The organism is Vibrio chanodichtyis, assembly GCF_028863985.1.
GTDB lineage: Bacteria > Pseudomonadota > Gammaproteobacteria > Enterobacterales > Vibrionaceae > Vibrio > Vibrio chanodichtyis.
The window spans coordinates 183974-203726 of the sequence record NZ_JARBFT010000003.1; the positions used below are offsets into that span (position 1 = coordinate 183974).

Annotated in this window: 18 protein-coding genes and 1 pseudogene; 12 read left to right on the forward strand and 7 right to left on the reverse strand. The window is 48.2% G+C overall.

The features are described from left to right. The first annotated feature begins 39 nt into the window (after positions 1 to 39). Complete coding sequence (nrdB, locus tag PUN32_RS04455; RefSeq protein WP_274721965.1) at positions 40 to 1173, forward strand: class Ia ribonucleoside-diphosphate reductase subunit beta; 1134 nt, start codon at positions 40 to 42, stop codon at positions 1171 to 1173. Continuing rightward, positions 1173 to 1451, forward strand: coding sequence for a class I ribonucleotide reductase maintenance protein YfaE (yfaE, locus tag PUN32_RS04460; protein ID WP_274721966.1), 279 nt, complete (start codon positions 1173 to 1175; stop codon positions 1449 to 1451). Before nrdB ends, yfaE begins: the two co-directional genes overlap by 1 nt. On the opposite strand, the gene PUN32_RS04465 is transcribed toward yfaE, so the two are convergent. Beyond that, positions 1448 to 1702 carry a hypothetical protein gene (locus PUN32_RS04465; protein ID WP_274721967.1) on the reverse strand — a complete coding sequence of 85 codons (255 nt, stop codon included), beginning with the start codon at positions 1700 to 1702 and terminating at the stop codon, positions 1448 to 1450. The genes yfaE and PUN32_RS04465 overlap by 4 nt on opposite strands. A 133-nt stretch (positions 1703 to 1835) precedes the next feature. After that, positions 1836 to 3071 carry a CinA family nicotinamide mononucleotide deamidase-related protein gene (locus PUN32_RS04470; RefSeq protein WP_274721968.1) on the reverse strand — a complete coding sequence of 412 codons (1236 nt, stop codon included), beginning with the start codon at positions 3069 to 3071 and terminating at the stop codon, positions 1836 to 1838. Positions 3072 to 3246: 175 nt separating this feature from the next. On the opposite strand from PUN32_RS04470, the gene PUN32_RS04475 reads away from it, so the two are divergent. From PUN32_RS04475 to PUN32_RS04485, 3 genes are all read left to right on the forward strand, one after another. Then, positions 3247 to 4143, forward strand: coding sequence for a DUF3943 domain-containing protein (locus tag PUN32_RS04475; RefSeq protein WP_274721969.1), 897 nt, complete (start codon positions 3247 to 3249; stop codon positions 4141 to 4143). A 115-nt stretch (positions 4144 to 4258) separates the two neighbouring features. Continuing rightward, on the forward strand, positions 4259 to 4609 hold the full coding sequence (locus PUN32_RS04480) for a DUF2750 domain-containing protein (protein ID WP_274721970.1): 351 nt from the start codon (positions 4259 to 4261) through the stop codon (positions 4607 to 4609). 195 nt (positions 4610 to 4804) lie between these two features. After that, positions 4805 to 5380 carry a nucleoside triphosphate pyrophosphohydrolase family protein gene (locus PUN32_RS04485; protein WP_274721971.1) on the forward strand — a complete coding sequence of 192 codons (576 nt, stop codon included), beginning with the start codon at positions 4805 to 4807 and terminating at the stop codon, positions 5378 to 5380. Between the two features lie 81 nt (positions 5381 to 5461). Here the strand turns inward: PUN32_RS04485 and rluB are convergent, their stop codons facing one another. From rluB to rnm, 3 genes are all read right to left on the reverse strand, one after another. Then, positions 5462 to 6427: a 23S rRNA pseudouridine(2605) synthase RluB gene (gene rluB, locus PUN32_RS04490; RefSeq protein WP_274721972.1), complete on the reverse strand. Its 966-nt coding sequence runs from the start codon at positions 6425 to 6427 to the stop codon at positions 5462 to 5464. Between the two features lie 132 nt (positions 6428 to 6559). After that, positions 6560 to 7180 carry an L-threonylcarbamoyladenylate synthase gene (locus PUN32_RS04495; protein ID WP_274721973.1) on the reverse strand — a complete coding sequence of 207 codons (621 nt, stop codon included), beginning with the start codon at positions 7178 to 7180 and terminating at the stop codon, positions 6560 to 6562. Next, entirely contained in the window at positions 7177 to 8100 is a 924-nt protein-coding gene (gene rnm, locus PUN32_RS04500; protein ID WP_274721974.1) for an RNase RNM, read from the reverse strand. Before rnm ends, PUN32_RS04495 begins: the two co-directional genes overlap by 4 nt. 213 nt (positions 8101 to 8313) lie before the next feature. On the opposite strand from rnm, the pseudogene PUN32_RS04505 reads away from it, so the two are divergent. The 7 genes and pseudogenes from PUN32_RS04505 to PUN32_RS04535 all read left to right on the forward strand — a co-directional run. After that, positions 8314 to 9873, forward strand: a pseudogene (locus PUN32_RS04505) (anthranilate synthase component 1); the annotation flags it as partial. A gap of 99 nt (positions 9874 to 9972) precedes the next feature. Next, on the forward strand, positions 9973 to 10578 hold the full coding sequence (locus tag PUN32_RS04510) for an aminodeoxychorismate/anthranilate synthase component II (RefSeq protein WP_274721975.1): 606 nt from the start codon (positions 9973 to 9975) through the stop codon (positions 10576 to 10578). Positions 10579 to 10598: 20 nt separating this feature from the next. Continuing rightward, on the forward strand, positions 10599 to 11597 hold the full coding sequence (gene trpD / locus PUN32_RS04515) for an anthranilate phosphoribosyltransferase (protein WP_274721976.1): 999 nt from the start codon (positions 10599 to 10601) through the stop codon (positions 11595 to 11597). Between the two features lie 5 nt (positions 11598 to 11602). Beyond that, positions 11603 to 13012, forward strand: a complete 1410-nt coding sequence (gene trpCF, locus PUN32_RS04520; RefSeq protein WP_274721977.1) for a bifunctional indole-3-glycerol-phosphate synthase TrpC/phosphoribosylanthranilate isomerase TrpF — start codon at positions 11603 to 11605, stop codon at positions 13010 to 13012. A 40-nt stretch (positions 13013 to 13052) separates the two neighbouring features. Next, positions 13053 to 14243, forward strand: coding sequence for a tryptophan synthase subunit beta (trpB, locus tag PUN32_RS04525; protein WP_274721978.1), 1191 nt, complete (start codon positions 13053 to 13055; stop codon positions 14241 to 14243). Continuing rightward, a complete protein-coding gene (gene trpA, locus PUN32_RS04530; protein WP_274721979.1) occupies positions 14243 to 15058 on the forward strand; it encodes a tryptophan synthase subunit alpha in 816 nt (271 codons plus the stop codon). The genes trpB and trpA overlap by 1 nt, the downstream gene beginning before the upstream one ends. Positions 15059 to 15359: 301 nt before the next feature. Next, complete coding sequence (locus PUN32_RS04535; RefSeq protein WP_406707961.1) at positions 15360 to 16631, forward strand: dicarboxylate/amino acid:cation symporter; 1272 nt, start codon at positions 15360 to 15362, stop codon at positions 16629 to 16631. Between the two features lie 148 nt (positions 16632 to 16779). Here PUN32_RS04535 and PUN32_RS04540 read toward each other — a convergent pair whose 3' ends face one another. Continuing rightward, complete coding sequence (locus PUN32_RS04540; RefSeq protein WP_274721980.1) at positions 16780 to 17358, reverse strand: thymidine kinase; 579 nt, start codon at positions 17356 to 17358, stop codon at positions 16780 to 16782. 258 nt (positions 17359 to 17616) lie between these two features. Next, positions 17617 to 19389, reverse strand: a complete 1773-nt coding sequence (gene aspS / locus PUN32_RS04545; protein ID WP_274721981.1) for an aspartate--tRNA ligase — start codon at positions 19387 to 19389, stop codon at positions 17617 to 17619. Positions 19390 to 19753 lie beyond the last annotated feature (364 nt).

Here is a 19753-nt window from a genome sequence, read left to right on the forward strand (position 1 = left end):
CTCTTGCTTAAGCAAGAGGCCAAACGGATGAAGGCAACCATGGCTTACAGTACTTTTACCCAGAAAAAGAATGACCAATTAAAAGAACCGATGTTTCTTGGTCAACCGGTTAACGTGGCGCGTTATGACCAACAAAAATACGAAATTTTCGAAAAGCTGATCGAAAAACAGCTCAGTTTTTTCTGGCGTCCAGAGGAAGTTGATGTCTCAAGCGATCGCATCGATTATGGCAAGCTCCCTGATCATGAAAAGCACATTTTTATCTCGAACCTGAAATACCAAACCCTGCTCGATTCGATTCAAGGCCGTAGCCCAAACGTCGCGCTACTACCACTGGTCTCACTGCCAGAGCTAGAAACATGGATTGAAACTTGGTCATTCTCGGAAACGATTCACTCACGTTCGTACACTCATATTATCCGTAATATCGTTAATGATCCGGCGGTGGTGTTTGACGATATCGTTGAAAACGAACACATCATCAAGCGTGCCCAAGATATCGCCCACTATTATGATGATTTGATCCAACTGACCAATGACTACCACCGTTTTGGTGAAGGTCAGCATCAGGTCAACGGCGCAAGCGTTGACGTGTCGTTGCGCGAGCTCAAGAAAAAACTCTATCTGTGCTTGATGTCCGTCAACGCGTTAGAAGCGATCCGTTTCTACGTCAGCTTTGCCTGCTCGTTTGCATTTGCCGAGCGTGAGTTGATGGAAGGTAATGCAAAAATCATCAAATTGATTGCCCGTGATGAAGCGCTGCATCTTACTGGTACTCAGCACATGATCAATCTGCTACGTAATGGAATGGATGACTTTACTTTCCTACACATCGCTGAAGAGTGTAAACAACAGAGTTTTGATCTGTTCAAAGAAGCCGCCGAGCAGGAGAAAGAGTGGGCAGAGTATCTGTTTAAAGACGGCTCAATGATTGGCCTCAATAAAGATATTCTGTGTCAGTACGTGGAGTACATCACCAATATACGTATGCAAGCGGTTGGTTTAGAGCCTGCTTACCCAAGCGCGATCAATAACCCAATTCCATGGATCAATGCTTGGCTCTCCTCTGATAACGTGCAAGTTGCACCGCAAGAGGCCGAGATCAGCTCTTACCTTGTCGGTCAGATCGATAACGAAGTCAGCAGCGATGACTTTAAGGGCTTTGAACTGTAATGGCCGCGATTAAAATCAACAAACTGCTGACCATTGAAGCGACTCCGAGTCTTACTTTACTTGAGAGTATGGAACAGGCAGGGTTGGCACCAGAATACAATTGTCGCGATGGGCACTGCGGTGCCTGTCGTTGCCAGTTAGTCGCTGGTGAGGTCGAGTATGTTGGTTTTGCGATGGCTTATACTCAAGCCAATGAGATACTACCTTGCATTTGCCGTGCAAAAACGCCACTAGAATTAGAACAAGTCGTTTATCAACGCAATTTAGCCAGAGCTTAAGCTCTGGCTAGCTTCACACCACCCAACATCGCATCCGCTGTACGCATGGATACCCATTTATGACCAATTTCACGACCGCCATCATCCAACAGCGATAACCAATAACCTTGATTACTCGTATGATCAAATTGAGTTGGCGCGTGTAGCCACAACGCAACCACATCCTCCGTTGCGTTGCTATAAACCTCTCCCAATACCATTTTTTGGCTGGCAATTTTGTACCATACCAAGATTTTTGAGTGATGAAACATGTCAGCCTCCTGCCGCCACTGTTGGGTCCTTAATGGAGTGTAGTTCATCAACACCAACTGTAACGGATCTATTTTGAGACAACACCTCTATACTCATCCCTCACTCAACCACTCAGTTTTGATTCCATCCTATTTATTGCAGTGCACTATTGGGCAAATACATTTCTTTCACCCGCTGAACACCACTGTACTCAATAAACATTGGCCGGCCAGTGAGATAACGCAGCAACATGTCAGCCGCCAGCGTCGCAATCCACTCTTTTTGCTCTGCTTGGCTCAAATGGCCGACCAATTTGACGGTTTGCCCCCATTCCCCATTCGGGGTGGAAAGTGCAACCGAAACCTCTCCTTGCTTGAGTGTTCCGGTGACTAAGGCCATTTGTGTGCCGCATTTATCTTTCGTCGCGCCGGCTAAGGCAAACGCCGCGGCAAGAGGCTCTTGTTGAGCCAGCTCAGTGGCAACTCGATGACTCAGCACCCATGAATGTCCGGCTAATGCTTCTATCCGTGGCTCACTGAGCAGCCAATGTGACAGCCAGCCTTGAGTCGCTTGCTCGGCCAATGCCAGCGATAAGCCTTTTTCCGCCATCATATCACCAAGGTTGGCCAGCATTGGCTCATCCACACTCACCACATGCTGCTCTAAATGAGCATGCAAGATCTTCAGCAAACTTAAACGCCGTTGTGGATCGGACTTGGGGCCAAATAGTTTAACTTCAATAAATGGCAAATATGAGCGGTAACCTAAATGGTAACCGGCCGGTAACTGGATTTTATCCAGCTTGTCTGCGATCGAAGACTCGGATGAACCGAACGTATAAAGCCGGCTGCACTGCACGGGCACACAAGGAAATCGCTGCTGCAGATCAGGCAAAATTTGCTCACTGACCATACGGTAAAACTCTTGCGGTACCCCAGGGGTAAAATAGAACCAACAATCATTAAGCGACATTTTAAAACCACATGCGGTACCAATCGGGTTAGCAATGATCTCAGCGTTGGCCGGTAACATCGCCTGTTTACGATTACTTTGCGGCATGCTTTGACCGCGGTTGGCAAAAAACTGCTCAAGTTGACCCAGCCAATCGTGACTGAGCTGTAACGGCTGCTCAGCCGCTTGGGCCGCGGCTTGAGCGGTAATGTCATCACTGGTTGGGCCTAACCCACCATTGACGATCACCACATCCGCGTTAAAACTCAGCATCATTAACTCTTCCACCAACGCCGATAGTGCATCACCAACCGTAGAACGTTTATACAGAGGAAAGCCATGCTGATAAAACTCACGCGCTAACCAAGCAGCATTCGAGTCGACAATATCACCGTGTAAAACCTCTTCACCGGTACTGAGCATGATTATTTTCAACATATTTGCCATCCTGATGTAAATACTGCATTTCTATTGACCAAGAATAAGCCAATCGACAAGAAAATGTTATTGATCAAGCAATTTCGTACAACCGTTAATTAGCGGTTTTCTTGTTGATCAATTTTATGGATAATTGTGACCCTGATCGACCTATCACCTATAACTGGAGACATCTGTGCTCAAGAAAAACATCACACCCATGATGTTGTTGACATTTTCCGCCTGCGTAAACGCACAACAAGATGTGAACTTCCAATCTGATTTTGCCTACCAATTGGGCTGTGAACAGAGCAACTGCTACTCAAGCAATTATTATACCGATTCGCTCAACCCTGCTTTTTCTTTGAGTGTTAACGATGCTTCAACACTAAGGTTAGATGATCCACTGCCTAAATATTTACTGGTGCAAGACAGCCGGGACTGGGATTATCTCACAGGTCAAACCTATACCATTTTAGGCCTAAGTGTCATGACCGCAGGGTTGATGACACTGCTCCCGGAATCGATCACCAAATGGGATGCAGATGATCGCAAACTGAGCAACCTTGGTAAAAAATGGAAAGATAACGTCACTTCTGGCCCAACTTGGGATCGTGACGAGCATTTTCTGAACTACATTATGCACCCTTATTTCGGTGGGGTTTATTACACTGCTGCACGTCATGCTGGATTTAATGAGTTTGAGTCTTTCCTTTACTCAGCCACCATGTCGACCTTCTTCTGGGAATATGGGGTTGAATCATTTGCCGAAATCCCGTCATGGCAAGATATTTTTATCACCCCATTTTTTGGAGCAGTGGTTGGCGAACTGATGTTTGATGCCGAACAAAATATTGTGGCCAATGGCGGCCAAGTCATGGGTTCAAACGCAGCCGGTGATGTTACGCTGTTTTTCCTCAATCCGATCGGTCATATTCATGGCTGGGTGAGCGATGCTTGGGGTGGTTCGGCCGATGTCTCTTTCCAAAGCAACCCTTGGGCCAACAACCCAGAAGCGGCAAAGTATGCGATGGATGCCGGCGCAAACTACGACTCACAGTACTACGGGTTAAACGTCAAAATTACCTTCTAATCGCTTAAAACGGCGATACAAGGTGTCGCCTTTTTATGACCAGCACTGCGATCAGCATGGGCATTGTGCAATGAAAGTGCTACCCTTACCACATTATCTACTGCGAGAGAACAAAATGAGCAAATTAACGGCAGATATCGACGCGAATTTAGCGCTGTTTATTGAAGAAACCCAAGTAAACCAATTGGTTTGGGGATTACGTAACGAAGAAGGCTGGCTCTCTTGTGAATCAACAGAATTTGCAGAAAGTGAAGTGATGCCTTTTTGGTCATCCAAAGCTGATGCACAAATTCACAACGTGGAAGAATGGGCGGACTTTGAAGTCGTTGAAATCCCGTTTGATGTGTTTGTGGAAGATTGGTTAATCACCCTCGATGAAGATGGTGTGTTAGTTGGCCCGAACTGGAATGCTAGCCTCGAAGGTAAAGAATTAGAGCCAGCTCAACTGGCAAAACTCTACCTTTAATCGATGATTGACTGGATTGCTCAGTCTTAGTGTACACATCAACCCACGTAACCATCGAACAATAATCGAACCATACAAGGCGCGTTTTCGCGCCTTTTTGTCATCCCTCCCCCAGCAATCTCACCACTGCCATAGCCCGACGACACCAGCTTTGTTACACTTGCAGCCCTGTTAAATACCATCTGGAACGCAAGCATGCAATTAACTAAGCTGACGCAAGAGATCTTCGACCACCTGTACCGTGACATTCATCAATTTCGCCAAACCTTTGATCTGCCGGTTGCCGCACCACACACTTTAAACTCGCAAGCCGATACTTTGCACACGTCGTTAGCCATTGAAGAGTTGACCGAGCTTGCTCAAGCAGATAATAAAACCGAACAAGCAGATGCAATTGTCGATACTGTGTACGTACTGATGGGACGCTTAGTGCATTTAGGGCAAGCCAAAATTGAAGACAATCTCGCCATCAGTTATTTGATCGATTTGTTGTTGCATGTTGCGGATAATTTAAATATTGCGTTTTTAGCTTGCTGGGATGAAGTACATAGTTCAAACATGAGCAAAGTATGCCGCAACCAGCAGGAATATTTAGAGACCGAACAATTCTATGCCGAGCAAGGTATTAAGCTGATGGCGGTGCAGCAAGGGGAGTATATTATTGCCAAATGCGCACAAGACTTTATCTCTGCGTCAAAAACCGTTCGTCAAGGCAAAGTCCTAAAATCGGTTTACTATCGTCCGGCGAACTTGGTTGAATTAACTCAATAAGAGCAAGCGAAACATAGAAAACCGCCAGCAAAAAGCCAGTCAATTTGACTGGCTTACGGTTCGAAAGCATCCTAGCGATAATTAGCCGCGAGGTTTACGCGTATTCTGCTGCTGATTGGCCGCTTTATTACGTGAACTTGACTCACCTCCCGGCTTACGGCGCGCAGCCGCTTTACCACTACGCCCTGGAGTTGCAGTAATTCTCTCTTCGTGACGACGCACGGCACGACGAATTTTTTGGCTACGGGTACGCTCACGCTTACGAGTGGCGGCATCTGGTGCTAAGTTCAACACCGTTTCTTTCTCTGGACGCAGTTCAACTAACTCGCGCAGGTAATTGACTTGCTTGAGATCGAGCTCCATCCAACCACCACGTGGCAGTTTTTTATCCAAAAAGATGTCACCGTAACGCACACGCTTGAGGCGACTTACCGTAGTACCCTGCGATTCCCATAAACGGCGAACTTCACGGTTACGACCTTCGTTAATCACTACATAGAAAGTATGGTTGATGCCTTCACCACCGGCATACATAACATCTTCAAAACGCGCCATACCATCTTCGAGCTGCACACCGCGAACCAGGTTACGCACTTTTTCTTCGTTGACATCGCCAAATACGCGCACTAAATATTCACGCTCAACCTGACGACTTGGGTGCATCAAACGGTTCGCTAATTCACCATCAGTGGTAAACAGCAACAAACCGGAGGTGTTCGCATCCAAACGGCCAACTGAGATCCAACGTGAGCCACGAATTTTCGGCAGACGGTCAAATACGGTGCGACGACCTTCTGGATCATGACGGGTACACAGTTCACCTTCTGGCTTATAGTAAGCCAAAACTCGGCAAATCACCTCTTCTGGTGCTTTAGCCGATACCACGTGTCCATCGATGCGCACGACCGCAATCTCATCTTCTAGGCGTTCACCCAGTACAGCTACCTTGCCATTAACACTTACGCGCCCAGCTCGGATCAGAGCTTCAAGCTCACGACGAGAACCATGACCAGCACGTGCTAAAACTTTCTGTAACTTTTCGCTCATTTATCTACCTATGTGTCGTCTTCTCAGACGTCGAATGACGGGTTGCGATGTTAAAATCGCGGTCGCGTAGTATCGCAAATTTTATCGATAAAAGCATCCGTTTTGTCAGTGCAGCGCAACCGGATCATTCCACTATTGAAAGGGGCTAGGATCACCAGAGCCGATCCGCGCCACCGCCACTTCATCATCACTGAAATCAATGACTGTGGTGGGTTGCTGGCCCAAGTAACCGCCATTGAGGATCACATCGACCGCATGTTCTAAATGATCGCGGATTTCATCGGGATCCGATTCCGTAAAATCGTTGCCAGGTAAAATCAGCGAAGTCGACATTAACGGCTCACCTAATGCTTCGAGCAAATCCAATGCGATTTGATTATCCGGTACCCGAATACCAATGGTTTTACGCTTTTCATTCATCAAACGCCGAGGCACTTCTTTGCTGCCTTTAAAAATAAACGTGTAAGGCCCCGGCGTATTATTTTTCAGTAACCGAAACGCAGCATTATCAACTCGGGCATATTGAGATAGCTGCGACAAATCACGGCATAATAAAGTAAAGTTGTGCTTATCATCCAAACGACGGATCTGGCAAATACGCTCCATGCCATGTTTATTTTCTAACTGGCAACCGAGCGCGTAACCAGAATCGGTCGGATAGACGACCAATCCACCATTGCGAATGATCGCCACCGCTTGTTGGATCAAACGAACTTGGGGATTTTCAGGATGAACGTAAAAATACTGACTCATGGTTGTTCCTCTTCATTGAGTCTCTCGACTCTATCGCTTAGAGATAAAGGGCTTGCAGATAACGGGCTGAGAGATGAATGCTCTGCTGCTAAATACCAATCTTTCCATACCGGTTCAACCGCAGCTGGTAACCAAAGATTGCGCCCCAACTCCATCCAAGGTGAAGGATAGTGAAAATCGCTGCCTTGTGAGGCAAGCAATTGGTATTCGCGCGCATAGTCACCCAACATACGTCTTTCCTGTGGCGACTGCTGCGGTTGAGCCACTTCAATGGCATCACCACCGGCTTCCACAAATGCGCTCATTAAGCGCTTAAGCCATTTAGCCGTCAAGTCATATCGTCCAGGATGCGCTAATACCGCTTGGCCACCTGCGGCATGAATAGCCCTTACCGCTTCACTCATCGAACACCAGTTCGGCGGCACATAACCGGGATTATCTCGGGTGAGAAATTTTTTAAACACTTGCTGCATATTTGCTGCATAACCATTATCCACCAGCCATTTGGCAAAGTGTGCTCGAGTTAACGGCGCGCCAGCCGCAATCTGCTGCACCTCGGTTAATACCCCTTCACGCGTGGCTTTTTGCAAACGGTGCGCCATCAATTCACCACGTTCAATACGCCGCTGTTGTTGCTCGGCAATTAAATGCTGTAATGCCGCACTATTAGGATCGATGTTTAAACCGACAATATGAATATCTTTATTTTGCCAAACGGTCGATATCTCAATTCCATCAATCAATTGTAGTGGATATTGCTGCTGATCAATGTAAGCACGCGCATCACCCAAAGCCGCCACGGTATCGTGGTCGGTGATCGCTAATACATTAATCTCAAAGCTGATCGCGCGATCAATCAATTGCTGATAGGTAAACCGCCCATCAGAAGCGGTGGTGTGACTGTGCAGATCTATTCTCATATTTATATTTGCTTGATTTTTAGGCTTGACTTTTTAATCTCGCACTAGTTTACTAGTACACAAATGCAAGGCGCTTGATTCAGATTGGCTATGTTACAAGAATTTAACCCAAACCATAAAGCCAATTTCACGCCAGCACGAGTGGCAGCCGATAGTCGGCTTTTTATTGATACTGATTGCATCACCACGTCGAATCATGTTTAAGGAGATCTTATGAATAAGGCCATCAATATCCATCAAACTGCGCCGCTTGAGGTGCTGTATAGTGAACTGCCTTATACACAAGATCCGACCGCGCTATTTTACGCACTTTGCGCTGATCGCAGTGATTGCCTACTGCTGGAATCCGCGGAAATTGACTCCAAGCAAAACCTAAAAAGCTTACTGCTGATTGATGCAGCGGTACGGATCGTGTGCCAAGGCCATCAAGTGACCTATCATGCACTGAGCGCAAACGGGCAAGCGCTACTAAAGATTATTACCGCCAATCTTACCGAGAACGTGGTACACCAAATAGAGCAAGCCAAGCTCACCTTAACCTTTAGCGCCCCCTGTGATGGGCTAGATGAAGATGCACGCTTGCGCGAAGCCTCTTCGTTTGATGCCTTGCGTTTAGTGCAGCACAGTTTTGATCTCACCGGACAACATAAATTTGCGCTGTTTCTCGGTGGCTTATTTGCCTACGATTTGGTCGCCAATTTTGAGCCGCTAGGCACTGTACCTGCGAATAATCAGTGCCCTGATGCCGTTTTTTATGTGGCGGAAACCTTGATGGTGATCGATCATCAACGGCAAACTTGCCAGCTACAAGCCACTCAATTTCAGCCCAGCGTTGGCCTACATAGCCAGCTAAAAAGTCGTATGCGTGAGATTCGCGCTCAAGCTCATCAAACTCTGCCATTACCGCTCGCTGAGCCACTCACCGATGTCACCGTGACTAGCAATATCAGTGATGACGAATTTTGTGCGCTGGTGCGCTCGCTTAAACAATACGTCGTATCTGGTGATGTGTTCCAAGTGGTGCCATCACGCCGCTTTCAGCTACCTTGTCCTTCACCACTGGCCGCTTATCAACGCCTCAAACAAAGCAATCCTAGCCCTTATATGTTTTATATGCAGGATCAAAAATTTACGCTGTTTGGAGCATCACCGGAAAGTGCACTGAAATATGAGCGGCACACCAATCAAGTGGAAATCTACCCGATTGCAGGCACCCGCCGGCGTGGCAAACGAGCCGATGGTAGCCTTGATTTTGATCTCGATAGCCGCATGGAGCTGGAACTGCGCAGTGATAAAAAAGAGAACGCCGAACACATGATGCTGGTTGATTTGGCGCGTAATGATGTGGCACGTATCAGTCAAGCCGGAACCCGCCATGTCGCCGACTTACTGCAAGTCGATCGCTACAGCCATGTGATGCATCTGGTGTCACGCGTGGTTGGGCAATTACGTACCGATCTCGATGCGCTGCACGCTTACCAAGCTTGTATGAATATGGGCACCTTGACTGGCGCACCAAAAATTCGTGCCATGCAGTTGATCCGTGATGTCGAACAAACTCGCCGCGGCAGCTACGGCGGCGCAGTTGGTTACCTAACTGGCGAGGGCGATCTGGATACCTGTATCGTGATCCGCTCGGCTTATGTTGAAAATGGCATCGCCCAAGTACAAGCCGGTGCTGGAGTGGTCTACGACTCCGATCCACAAGCAGAAGCCGATGAAACACGCAGTAAGGCACAAGCGGTGATCTCTGCGATAGTCGATGCACACCAAGCGAACCGTTCAACTCAAACGATTAGTTCAAATCAAACGATCGCTACACACCAAACTATCAGTGCACATCAGACTATCGGTGCAAATTAAGGAGCGCTCATGGCTAATATTCTGTTTATCGATAATTTTGATTCTTTCACTTACAACTTGGTCGATCAATTTCGCTCGCTCGGCCACACAGTGACGATTTATCGCAATCACATCGCGGTCGAGGTAATTGAGCAAGCATTAGCACAGTTAGAGCAGCCAATTGTGGTGCTCTCCCCGGGCCCCGGAGCCCCCTCTGACGCAGGTTGCATGCCCGAGCTATTGCAACGCTTAAAAGGTCGCGTGCCACTGATTGGCATCTGTTTAGGTCATCAAGCGATTGTCGAAGCCTACGGCGGTGTGGTGGCGGGTGCAGGTGACATCGTGCACGGAAAAGTGTCGATGATGGAGCACCAAAATCACGCCATTTATCGCGGCCTGCCTTCACCGCTGGCGATTGCACGCTACCACTCGTTAGTCGCCACCCAAGTACCCAGTGCGCTGACGATTACCGCACAAGTCGACGGTTTAGTGATGTCAGTGGTGCATGAAACCGACAAAGTATGTGGCTTACAATTTCATCCGGAATCGATCATGACCACCCACGGTGCCGCGTTACTGGCTAACGTGCTTGGCTGGGCATGCTCTGCCCCACGGCTCGACACTCAATTCGCATAACCGCACAGGGAGAGAATGTTATGCATAACATAATGGACAAACTGTATCAGCAACAAGGGCTAAGCCAACTCGAAAGCCAACAGCTTTTCGACCTAATTATTCGTGGTGAAATCGATCCAATGTTAATGGCCGCCGCGCTGACCGCGCTGAAAATCAAAGGTGAGACACCGGATGAAATTGCCGGAGCGGCCAAAGCGCTACTGGCTAACGCCAATCCATTCCCACGCCCAACATACGATATTGCCGATATTGTCGGCACTGGCGGTGATGGCTCAAACACCATTAACATCTCAACCTCCGCGGCGTTTGTTGCCGCAGCCTGCGGCGTGAAAGTCGTCAAGCACGGCAACCGCGGTGTATCAAGCCAATCCGGATCGTCTGATTTGCTCAGCGCATTTGGCATCAACCTTACCATGAGTGCCGAGCAGTCACGTCAAGCATTGGACGATCTCGGAGTGGCCTTTTTATTTGCTCCTCACTACCATAGTGGCGTGCGCCATGCGATGCCAGTGCGCCAAAGCATGAAAACTCGAACTATTTTCAATATCTTAGGCCCACTGATTAACCCTGCTCGCCCCAACATTCAATTAATGGGTGTGTACAGTCCTGAATTGCTGCGTCCGATTGCACAAACCATGCTACATATGGGCTTGCAGCGCGCCGCCGTGGTACATGGTTCAGGATTAGATGAAGTGGCGATTCATGGAACAACCCAAGTGATAGAGCTTCAGCAGGGCCAATTGATTGAGTACACACTCACCCCACAAGATTTTGGCGTTAACCACTACCCATTAGATGCGATTCGTGGTGGAGGCCCCGCTGAAAATCGTGCCATCATCAGCCAAATTCTAACCGGTAATGGCAGTGACGCGCAGATGGCCGCGGTAGCCGTCAATGTAGCGCTGCTACTGCATTTATGTGGCCAACCCGATCTCAAGGCCAATACCGAGCAAGCACTAGCGGTGATGAAATCGGGCCAAGCGTACGCTTTAGTTCAGCAGTTAGCACAACGAGGTTAAACAGCATGTCCGAACAATTATCTGAGCATATTTCCCAACACACCGCGCAAATGGCGCAAGTGCTGGTCAAAATTGTTAACGACAAATACCAATGGATTGCAGAGCGCAAAGCCAAACAACCTCTGGCTAGTTTTCATCCATTATTAACTCGCTCAGATCGTGATTTTTATCAAGCCTTGAGCGGTGATAACACCGTATTCATTCTCGAATGCAAGAAAGCCTCACCCTCAAAAGGGCTGATCCGAGCTAATTTTGATCTAGATGAAATAGCTTGCGTGTATGACAAGTACGCTGACGCCATTTCTGTCCTCACCGATGAGAAGTATTTCCAAGGTCGTTTTGAATTTTTGCCCCAAGTGCGTGCCCAAGTTAGCCAACCCGTATTGTGCAAAGATTTTATGCTTGATCCATATCAGGTGTATTTGGCGCGCCATTATCAAGCGGATGCGATTTTGCTGATGTTGTCGGTACTCAATGATGATCAATATCGTCAACTGGCGGCGGTGGCCCACGATCTGGGTATGGGAGTGCTCACCGAAGTCAGTAACCAACAAGAACTGAATCGCGCGCTCGCTCTAAACGCGAAAGTCATCGGCATTAATAACCGTAATCTGCGTGATTTAAGCACAGATCTGAATCGCACCAAGCAGTTGGCTCCGCTCATTCCAGCCGGAACTATCATCATTTCTGAATCAGGCATTTACACTCATCAACAGGTGCGTGATTTAGCGACATTTGCCCATGGTTTCTTGATTGGCAGCTCGCTAATGGCGCAAGCGAATCTTGAACTGGCGGTGCGTAAAATAGTGCTCGGTGAACATAAAGTGTGTGGCCTCACTCGTGCGAATGATGCAGCTAAAGCTTACCAAGCTGGTGCCGTGTTTGGCGGATTGATTTTTGTTGAGCAGTCCAAACGCGTTGTCGATGTCGCACAGGCTCGACTGACGATGTGCGGTGCACCACTACACTATGTAGGGGTGTTTCAAAATCATCCCGCGGCACAAGTCGCTGATATCGCGAGCCAACTTGGCTTATTTGCGGTGCAACTGCACGGTGAGGAAAATGCACAATATGTGCGCGAACTGCGTGCTACCCTGCCCGCTTCGATTGAAATTTGGAAAGCGTATGGGGTCAGTGATACTTTGCCTCAGTTACTCACAGAATCGATCGACCGTCATCTGCTCGATGCCCAAATCGGCGCGCAAAGCGGCGGTACAGGGCACAGTTTTGATTGGCGTTTACTGCCTCAACATCACGACCTGATGCTCGCTGGTGGTTTGAGTGCTGAGAATGTTGCTCAAGCAGCACAACTTGGCTGCCGTGGGCTGGATTTTAATTCTGGGGTAGAAAGCGCTCCCGGCCAAAAAGATGCCAACAAGCTGCAACAGGTTTTTCAACAGTTACGGAATTATTAGATGATCAGCATGGCAACATGCATAAAAAAGGAATGTAAGCATGGCTAAGTTAAACGCCTATTTTGGCGAATTTGGTGGACAGTTTGTACCACAGATTTTGGTTCCAGCGCTCGATCAGTTGGAACAAGCCTTTATTGATGCCCAGCAAGATGAAAACTTTCGCGCTGAGTTTATGGCGCTACTGCAAGAGTACGCGGGACGGCCGACGGCGCTAACCCTCACTCGCAATATTACCCAAGGTACCAAGACCAAACTCTATTTAAAGCGCGAAGATTTGCTACACGGCGGCGCGCACAAAACCAACCAAGTTCTCGGTCAAGCTTTGTTGGCTAAGCGCATGGGTAAAGATGAAATCATCGCCGAAACAGGAGCTGGCCAACATGGGGTTGCCACCGCCTTAGCTTGCGCCTTACTCGGTTTAAAATGTCGAATTTACATGGGTGCCAAAGATGTGGAGCGCCAAAGTCCAAATGTGTTTCGGATGCGTTTGATGGGCGCAACCGTGATCCCGGTGCATTCCGGCTCTGCCACGCTAAAAGATGCCTGTAACGAAGCACTGCGTGACTGGTCAGCTAGCTACCAAACCGCACATTATCTGCTTGGCACTGCAGCGGGACCGCACCCATTCCCCACTATCGTGCGTGAATTTCAGCGCATGATTGGTGAAGAGACCAAACATCAGATCCTCGCTCGGGAAGGTCGTTTGCCCGATGCGGTGATCGCCTGTGTCGGTGGTGGCTCTAACGCAATTGGCATGTTTGCTGATTTCATCGAAGAAAAATCGGTACGTTTAATTGGAATAGAACCAGCAGGCAAAGGGATCGAAACCCATCAGCATGGTGCACCACTCAAACATGGTAAAACCGGCATTTTCTTTGGTATGAAAGCTCCCTTAATGCAAGATAGTGATGGGCAAATTGAAGAGTCTTACTCGATCTCGGCTGGACTCGATTTCCCATCAGTCGGCCCGCAACATGCTCACCTACACGCGATCGGCCGCGCCGAATATGACAGTATTACCGATGATCAAGCGCTCGACGCTTTCCAAGTTTTGGCACGCCGAGAAGGCATTATCCCAGCACTAGAATCCTCTCACGCTTTAGCCTATGCAATTAAAATGGCCTATGCCGAGCCAGATAAAGAGCAATTGTTAGTGGTTAACCTATCGGGGCGTGGCGATAAAGATATCTTCACCGTACATAAATTACTTGAAGAGCGAGGAGCACTGTAATGAACCGTTACCAAGCCCTATTCCAACGTCTAGCAGCCGCGCAGCAAGGCGCGTTTGTCCCCTTTGTCACCATTGGTGATCCTAACCCTGCGCAATCACTGGCGATTATGCAAACCCTGATCGATTCGGGAGCCGATGCACTTGAACTTGGCATGCCATTTTCCGATCCGTTGGCAGATGGTCCGACGATCCAAGGGGCCAACTTACGCGCACTAGCCGCCAATACTACGCCTGATGTCTGCTTTGAGCTGATTGCACAAATCCGCGCTCGTAACCCTGAGACACCGATTGGGTTATTGATGTATGCCAATTTGGTCTACGCCCGTGGTATCGAAAATTTTTATCAGCGTTGCCAAAAAGCTGGGGTGGATTCAGTGCTGATTGCCGATGTACCCACCAATGAAAGTCAGCCGTTCGTCGCCGCCGCAGAGAAGTTTGGCATCCAGCCGATCTTTATTGCTCCCCCCACCGCCAGTGATGCAACCCTACAAGCCGTAGCGCAACTGGGTAAAGGTTACACTTATTTGCTGTCGCGCTCCGGCGTGACCGGAGCAGAAACCAAAGCCAATATGCCGGTTCACACCATGCTGGAGCGTTTACAACAATTTGCTGCGCCACCCGCACTACTGGGCTTTGGTATATCGGAGCCAGCACAAGTCAAGCAAGCGCTTGAGGCAGGTGCTGCGGGAGCGATATCTGGATCGGCGGTGGTGAAAATCATTGCCCACCATTTAGATAATCCAAGCCAACAATTAGTCGAATTAGCACACTTTACCCAAGCGATGAAACAGGCTACCTATCTATCGCTAAGCTAAGCCTGCTCGACAACGCTTAATGATTTGCACCACCATCTTTTGCGGCGTGTCGCCCTGATACGCCGCATCATTTCATTAACAATTCGTCATCCACCAAGCGCATCAAAAACCACCTCACAAGTCAATAGCAAACGTTTACCTTGCTTATAAAACGCTAAATCTCTCGCTTTTTACTCGACGACAGACAAATCACTCGCGGCACTTATTGCCAAATGTAAATATTGAGTGTAAAAAACAAGAGCAAAATTTTTGCCCATTTAGCGACATAACACTAGTGGTCAATACTAGGAATGTATAATTAATTAGCACAGAGGTTACGGAAGTGTTAAACACAAAGAATTTACTAAACAACATCGGCGTACAAGTTGTCATCGCCATGCTCGTCGGTACCGTGGTCGGCGCGGCCATGGGTCACGAAGCAACCTTGTTTGCTCCCTTAGGCGCAATTTTTATTAATCTGATCAAAATGCTGGTTATCCCTTTAGTTGCTGTCGCGCTGATTTCTGGCGCAGCTGGACTAGGTGATAGCCATGCGGCAGGCAAAGTGGGTGCCGTTACCTTAAGTTATTTTGCCTTCACCTCAGCCGCCGCCGTTGCGCTCGCCCTAGTGATGGGTGAACTGTTCCAACCTGGCGTAGGTATTGATGTATCTGGGGTGGAAAGCATGTTTTCTGCCGAATACGCCGCCCAAGGTGAGCTGCCCACTTTCTGGGCGACCGTGATTGGTATGATCCCAACCAACGTGTTCCAATCACTCAATGAAGCCAATATCCTGCAAATCTTAGTCTTCTGCCTGTTTTTGGGTATTGCACTATCTAAGCAAGCCAAAGAAAAACGCGAACCGGTACTCAACGCAGTGAACACTGTGGTTGATGCGATGGTATGGATGATCAATAAAGTCATGATCATTGCACCGATTGGTGTATTTGGTCTAATGGCCGATGCGGTCGGCACTTTCGGTTTCAGCGCGCTCATGGTGGTGTTCAAACTGTTTGTGGTTTATGTCGCAGCGATTGCTATTTTCGGCTTTGTGGCTTACCCACTGATGATCCAATTGTTTAGCAAAACGTCGGCGAAAAAATTCCTCCAAGCGATGAAAAAACCACAAGCGGTTGCGCTGTCAACCGCATCATCGATGGCGACTCTGCCAGTCACTATGGATACAGTGAAAAATGAACTCGGAGTACGTAACTCCACCGCGTCCTTTGTACTGCCATTGGGTGCGACCATCAACATGTCGGGCAACGCGATTTACTACGGCTTAGTCGCAATTTTCTTTGCTCAATTGTTCAATATTGATTTAGGCATTGGTGCTTACATCGCGATCATCGTCACCGCAACATTAGGTGCAGTAGGTCAAGCCGGCGTTCCTGGGCCATCATTCTTGGTGGTTGCGGTACTCTTAGCCGCTGGTATTCCGATTGAAGGTCTACCACTGCTGTTCGCTCTCGACCGTATCTTCGACATGATCCGTACTGCACTCAATATCACGGGTGATGCGGCTTGTGCGGTGATTGTGGATGCCATCATCGAAGAAGAGCCAAGCACTGAATACCAAAATCGCGAAGCTTAATTATTGATGTGAAATTTAGCGATGCATGTGCAACTTAACTATCGATTGTCCCTTCAGTTGGGCTGCACTTCATTAAGCTAGCGATAAAATATTGCAATAGAAAAAGCCAGACTCTTGTCTGGCTTTTTAAGGTTTTAAGGCTATAAAATCAACGGCCTAATGCTTGCTTATAGTGCAGACGGCAAGCAGATAGATATTTATCATTGCCACCAATCGCGACTTGATCCCCTTCACTAATCGCTTTGCCATCTTGATCAGTGCGGATCACCATATTGGCTTTACGACCACAATGACAGATGGTTTTCAGCTCGATCAATTTATCTGCCCATGCCAGCAGATATTGGCTGCCTTCAAACAACTCGCCAAGAAAATCGGTGCGCAAGCCATAACACAGCACCGGAATATCCAATTTATCCACCACTTCGGTCAATTGGTAAACTTGCTGTTTCGAGAGAAATTGGCACTCATCCATTAACACACAATGGCGCGGCTCGATTTGGTGTAACTGAGAAATCACTTGGAAAAGATCGGTGTCGGCTTGGAAAAGCTGGGCTTCGGCTTCCAGCCCAATTCGAGAACTCACTTTACCAATCCCAAACCGATCATCAATCGCCGCGGTAAAAATCAATGGGTTCATGCCGCGCTCTTGGTAGTTAAACGCCGACTGCAATAAGGTGGTTGATTTACCCGCGTTCATTGCCGAGTAATAAAAATACATCTGAGCCAAAGCAAAAATCCTGTCTTAACATCTTACTCTCTGCGCTATCGTGCTGCGCAGGTCAATCGGCCACCGACTTACATAAAGTGAAATCGGTGACAACTACTCAAACGACTTGATGTTGCAGGTAGGCGGCAAGTAAGCGATTCCACATCAGCATAGATAAACTATGCGATTGGGGTGAGCGAACGTAGCCAACACCACTGCAACTTCAAGTAGGAAGAGTATAAAAAAGGGTGGCTAATGCCACCCTTCGCAAGGCGTTGCTTACGCGTTGTCTTTGGCCAGCTTAACCGCAATCGCTAACTCTTCCAATGCCGCAGGATTAGCCACACTCGGTGCATCGGTCATCAAACAAGCGGCAGCCGTGGTTTTCGGGAACGCGATAACATCACGGATATTTTCGGTGCCACACAATAGCATCACCAGACGATCCAGACCAAAGGCCAGACCGGCATGTGGTGGAGTACCAAACTTCAGCGCATCCAGTAGGAAGCCAAACTTGAGGGTTTGCTCTTCTGGTGTAATACCCAAAATATCAAATACCGCGGCTTGCATGTCTGCATTATGGATACGCACCGAGCCACCACCGACTTCATAGCCGTTTAACACCATATCATAAGCGTTGGACAGCGCCTCTTCTGGGTTAGCTTTCAACTGCTCAGGTGTTAAGTTGAGTGGCGAAGTGAATGGGTGGTGCATGGCCGCCATATTACCTTGGTCATCACCTTCAAACATTGGGAAATCAACTACCCACAGTGGTGCCCAAGCCGATTCATTGGTGATACCCAACTCTTTACCAGCTTTCAAACGCAGTGCGCCGAGCGCTTCCGCCACCACTTTGGCAGAATCAGCACCAAATAGAATAATATCGCCGGTTTGCGCTTGAGTGCGCTCGATGATGGCTTGGATGATCTCTGCGGTGAGGAATTTCGCCACTGGCGATTGAATCCCTTCCATACCAGCCGCCAGATCATTGACTTTCAACCATGCCAAGCCTTTCGCGCCATAGATAGCGACAAATGCGGTGTACTCATCAATTTGCTTACGAGTCAGCGCTGCACCACCCGGGATACGCAGTGCCGCCACGCGACCTTTAGGATCGTTAGCCGGAGCAGAGAAGACTTTAAACTCAACCTCTTTCAGCAAATCAGCCACATCCACCAGTTCCATCGGGTTACGCAGATCCGGTTTGTCAGAGCCAAAACGACGCATCGCTTCGCTGTACGGCATGATTGGGAAATCGCCGAGATCAACATTGAGCAGTTCAAGCCACATTTCACGGATCATCTGCTCGGTCACAGCACGCACTTGCTCAGCGCTCATGAATGAGGTTTCAATATCGATCTGAGTAAATTCAGGTTGACGGTCAGCACGCAAATCTTCGTCACGGAAACATTTGACGATTTGGTAGTAACGATCGAAGCCCGACATCATCAGCAACTGCTTAAACAGCTGTGGCGATTGTGGCAAGGCATAGAAACTGCCTTTGTGTACCCGGCTCGGCACTAAGTAATCACGCGCGCCTTCTGGGGTCGCTTTGGTCAATACTGGCGTTTCGATATCCAGAAAATTGTGGTTATCAAGGAAACGGCGCACAAAGCTTGAGGCTTTGGCACGCAGTTTGATGCGATCACTCATCTCAGGGCGACGCAGATCCAAGTAACGGTACTTAAGGCGCTGCTCTTCAGAGTTCTTTTGATTGAAATCGAGCGGTAGCACCTCTGAGCGGTTAATGATCTCAAGGCTACGTGCCAATAGTTCTACTTCACCGGTTGCCATATCTTGATTAATTTGGCTTTCAGGACGAGCGCGCACTTCACCCGTCAATTTGATACAAAATTCACCACGCAATTGGTTAGCAACGGCAAATACATCCGCCATATCGGGATCCACTACGACCTGAACAATACCTTCGCGATCTCGCATATCAATGAAGATCAGACCGCCTAAATCACGGCGGCGATTAACCCAACCGCACAGTTCTACAGTTTGTCCTACCAAGGACTTGTTCAGGTGACCACAATAATGGCTACGCATAGTGAATTTCCCAATTTCAATTAGTCATCAAATCTAACCCGAAAAAGCCATGCTGTGCTTGACAGACGACCATTTCAGCAAAGGTCCATTTATACGCCGAAAGGGATCTAAGATCGACCTTCCAGCGTACAATTTATTGTCTTTTCTTATCCCTTGCTGCTTTTTAAAGCAATAATGCCGCCAACGAAACCGTAAACGCGGATCGGAAGGGAAAATAGCCGCTGATTATAGCGCTAAAATCAATGATTCTTCAAAACTCTCGTGCAGAGGATTGAGGCAAAGGGTTTTCCCTCTGGCTGGGTTGGCGAGATTTCTGGCTAAATAAAGATGCGTAATGACAGGCGCGGCAATTTTGCATAAAATA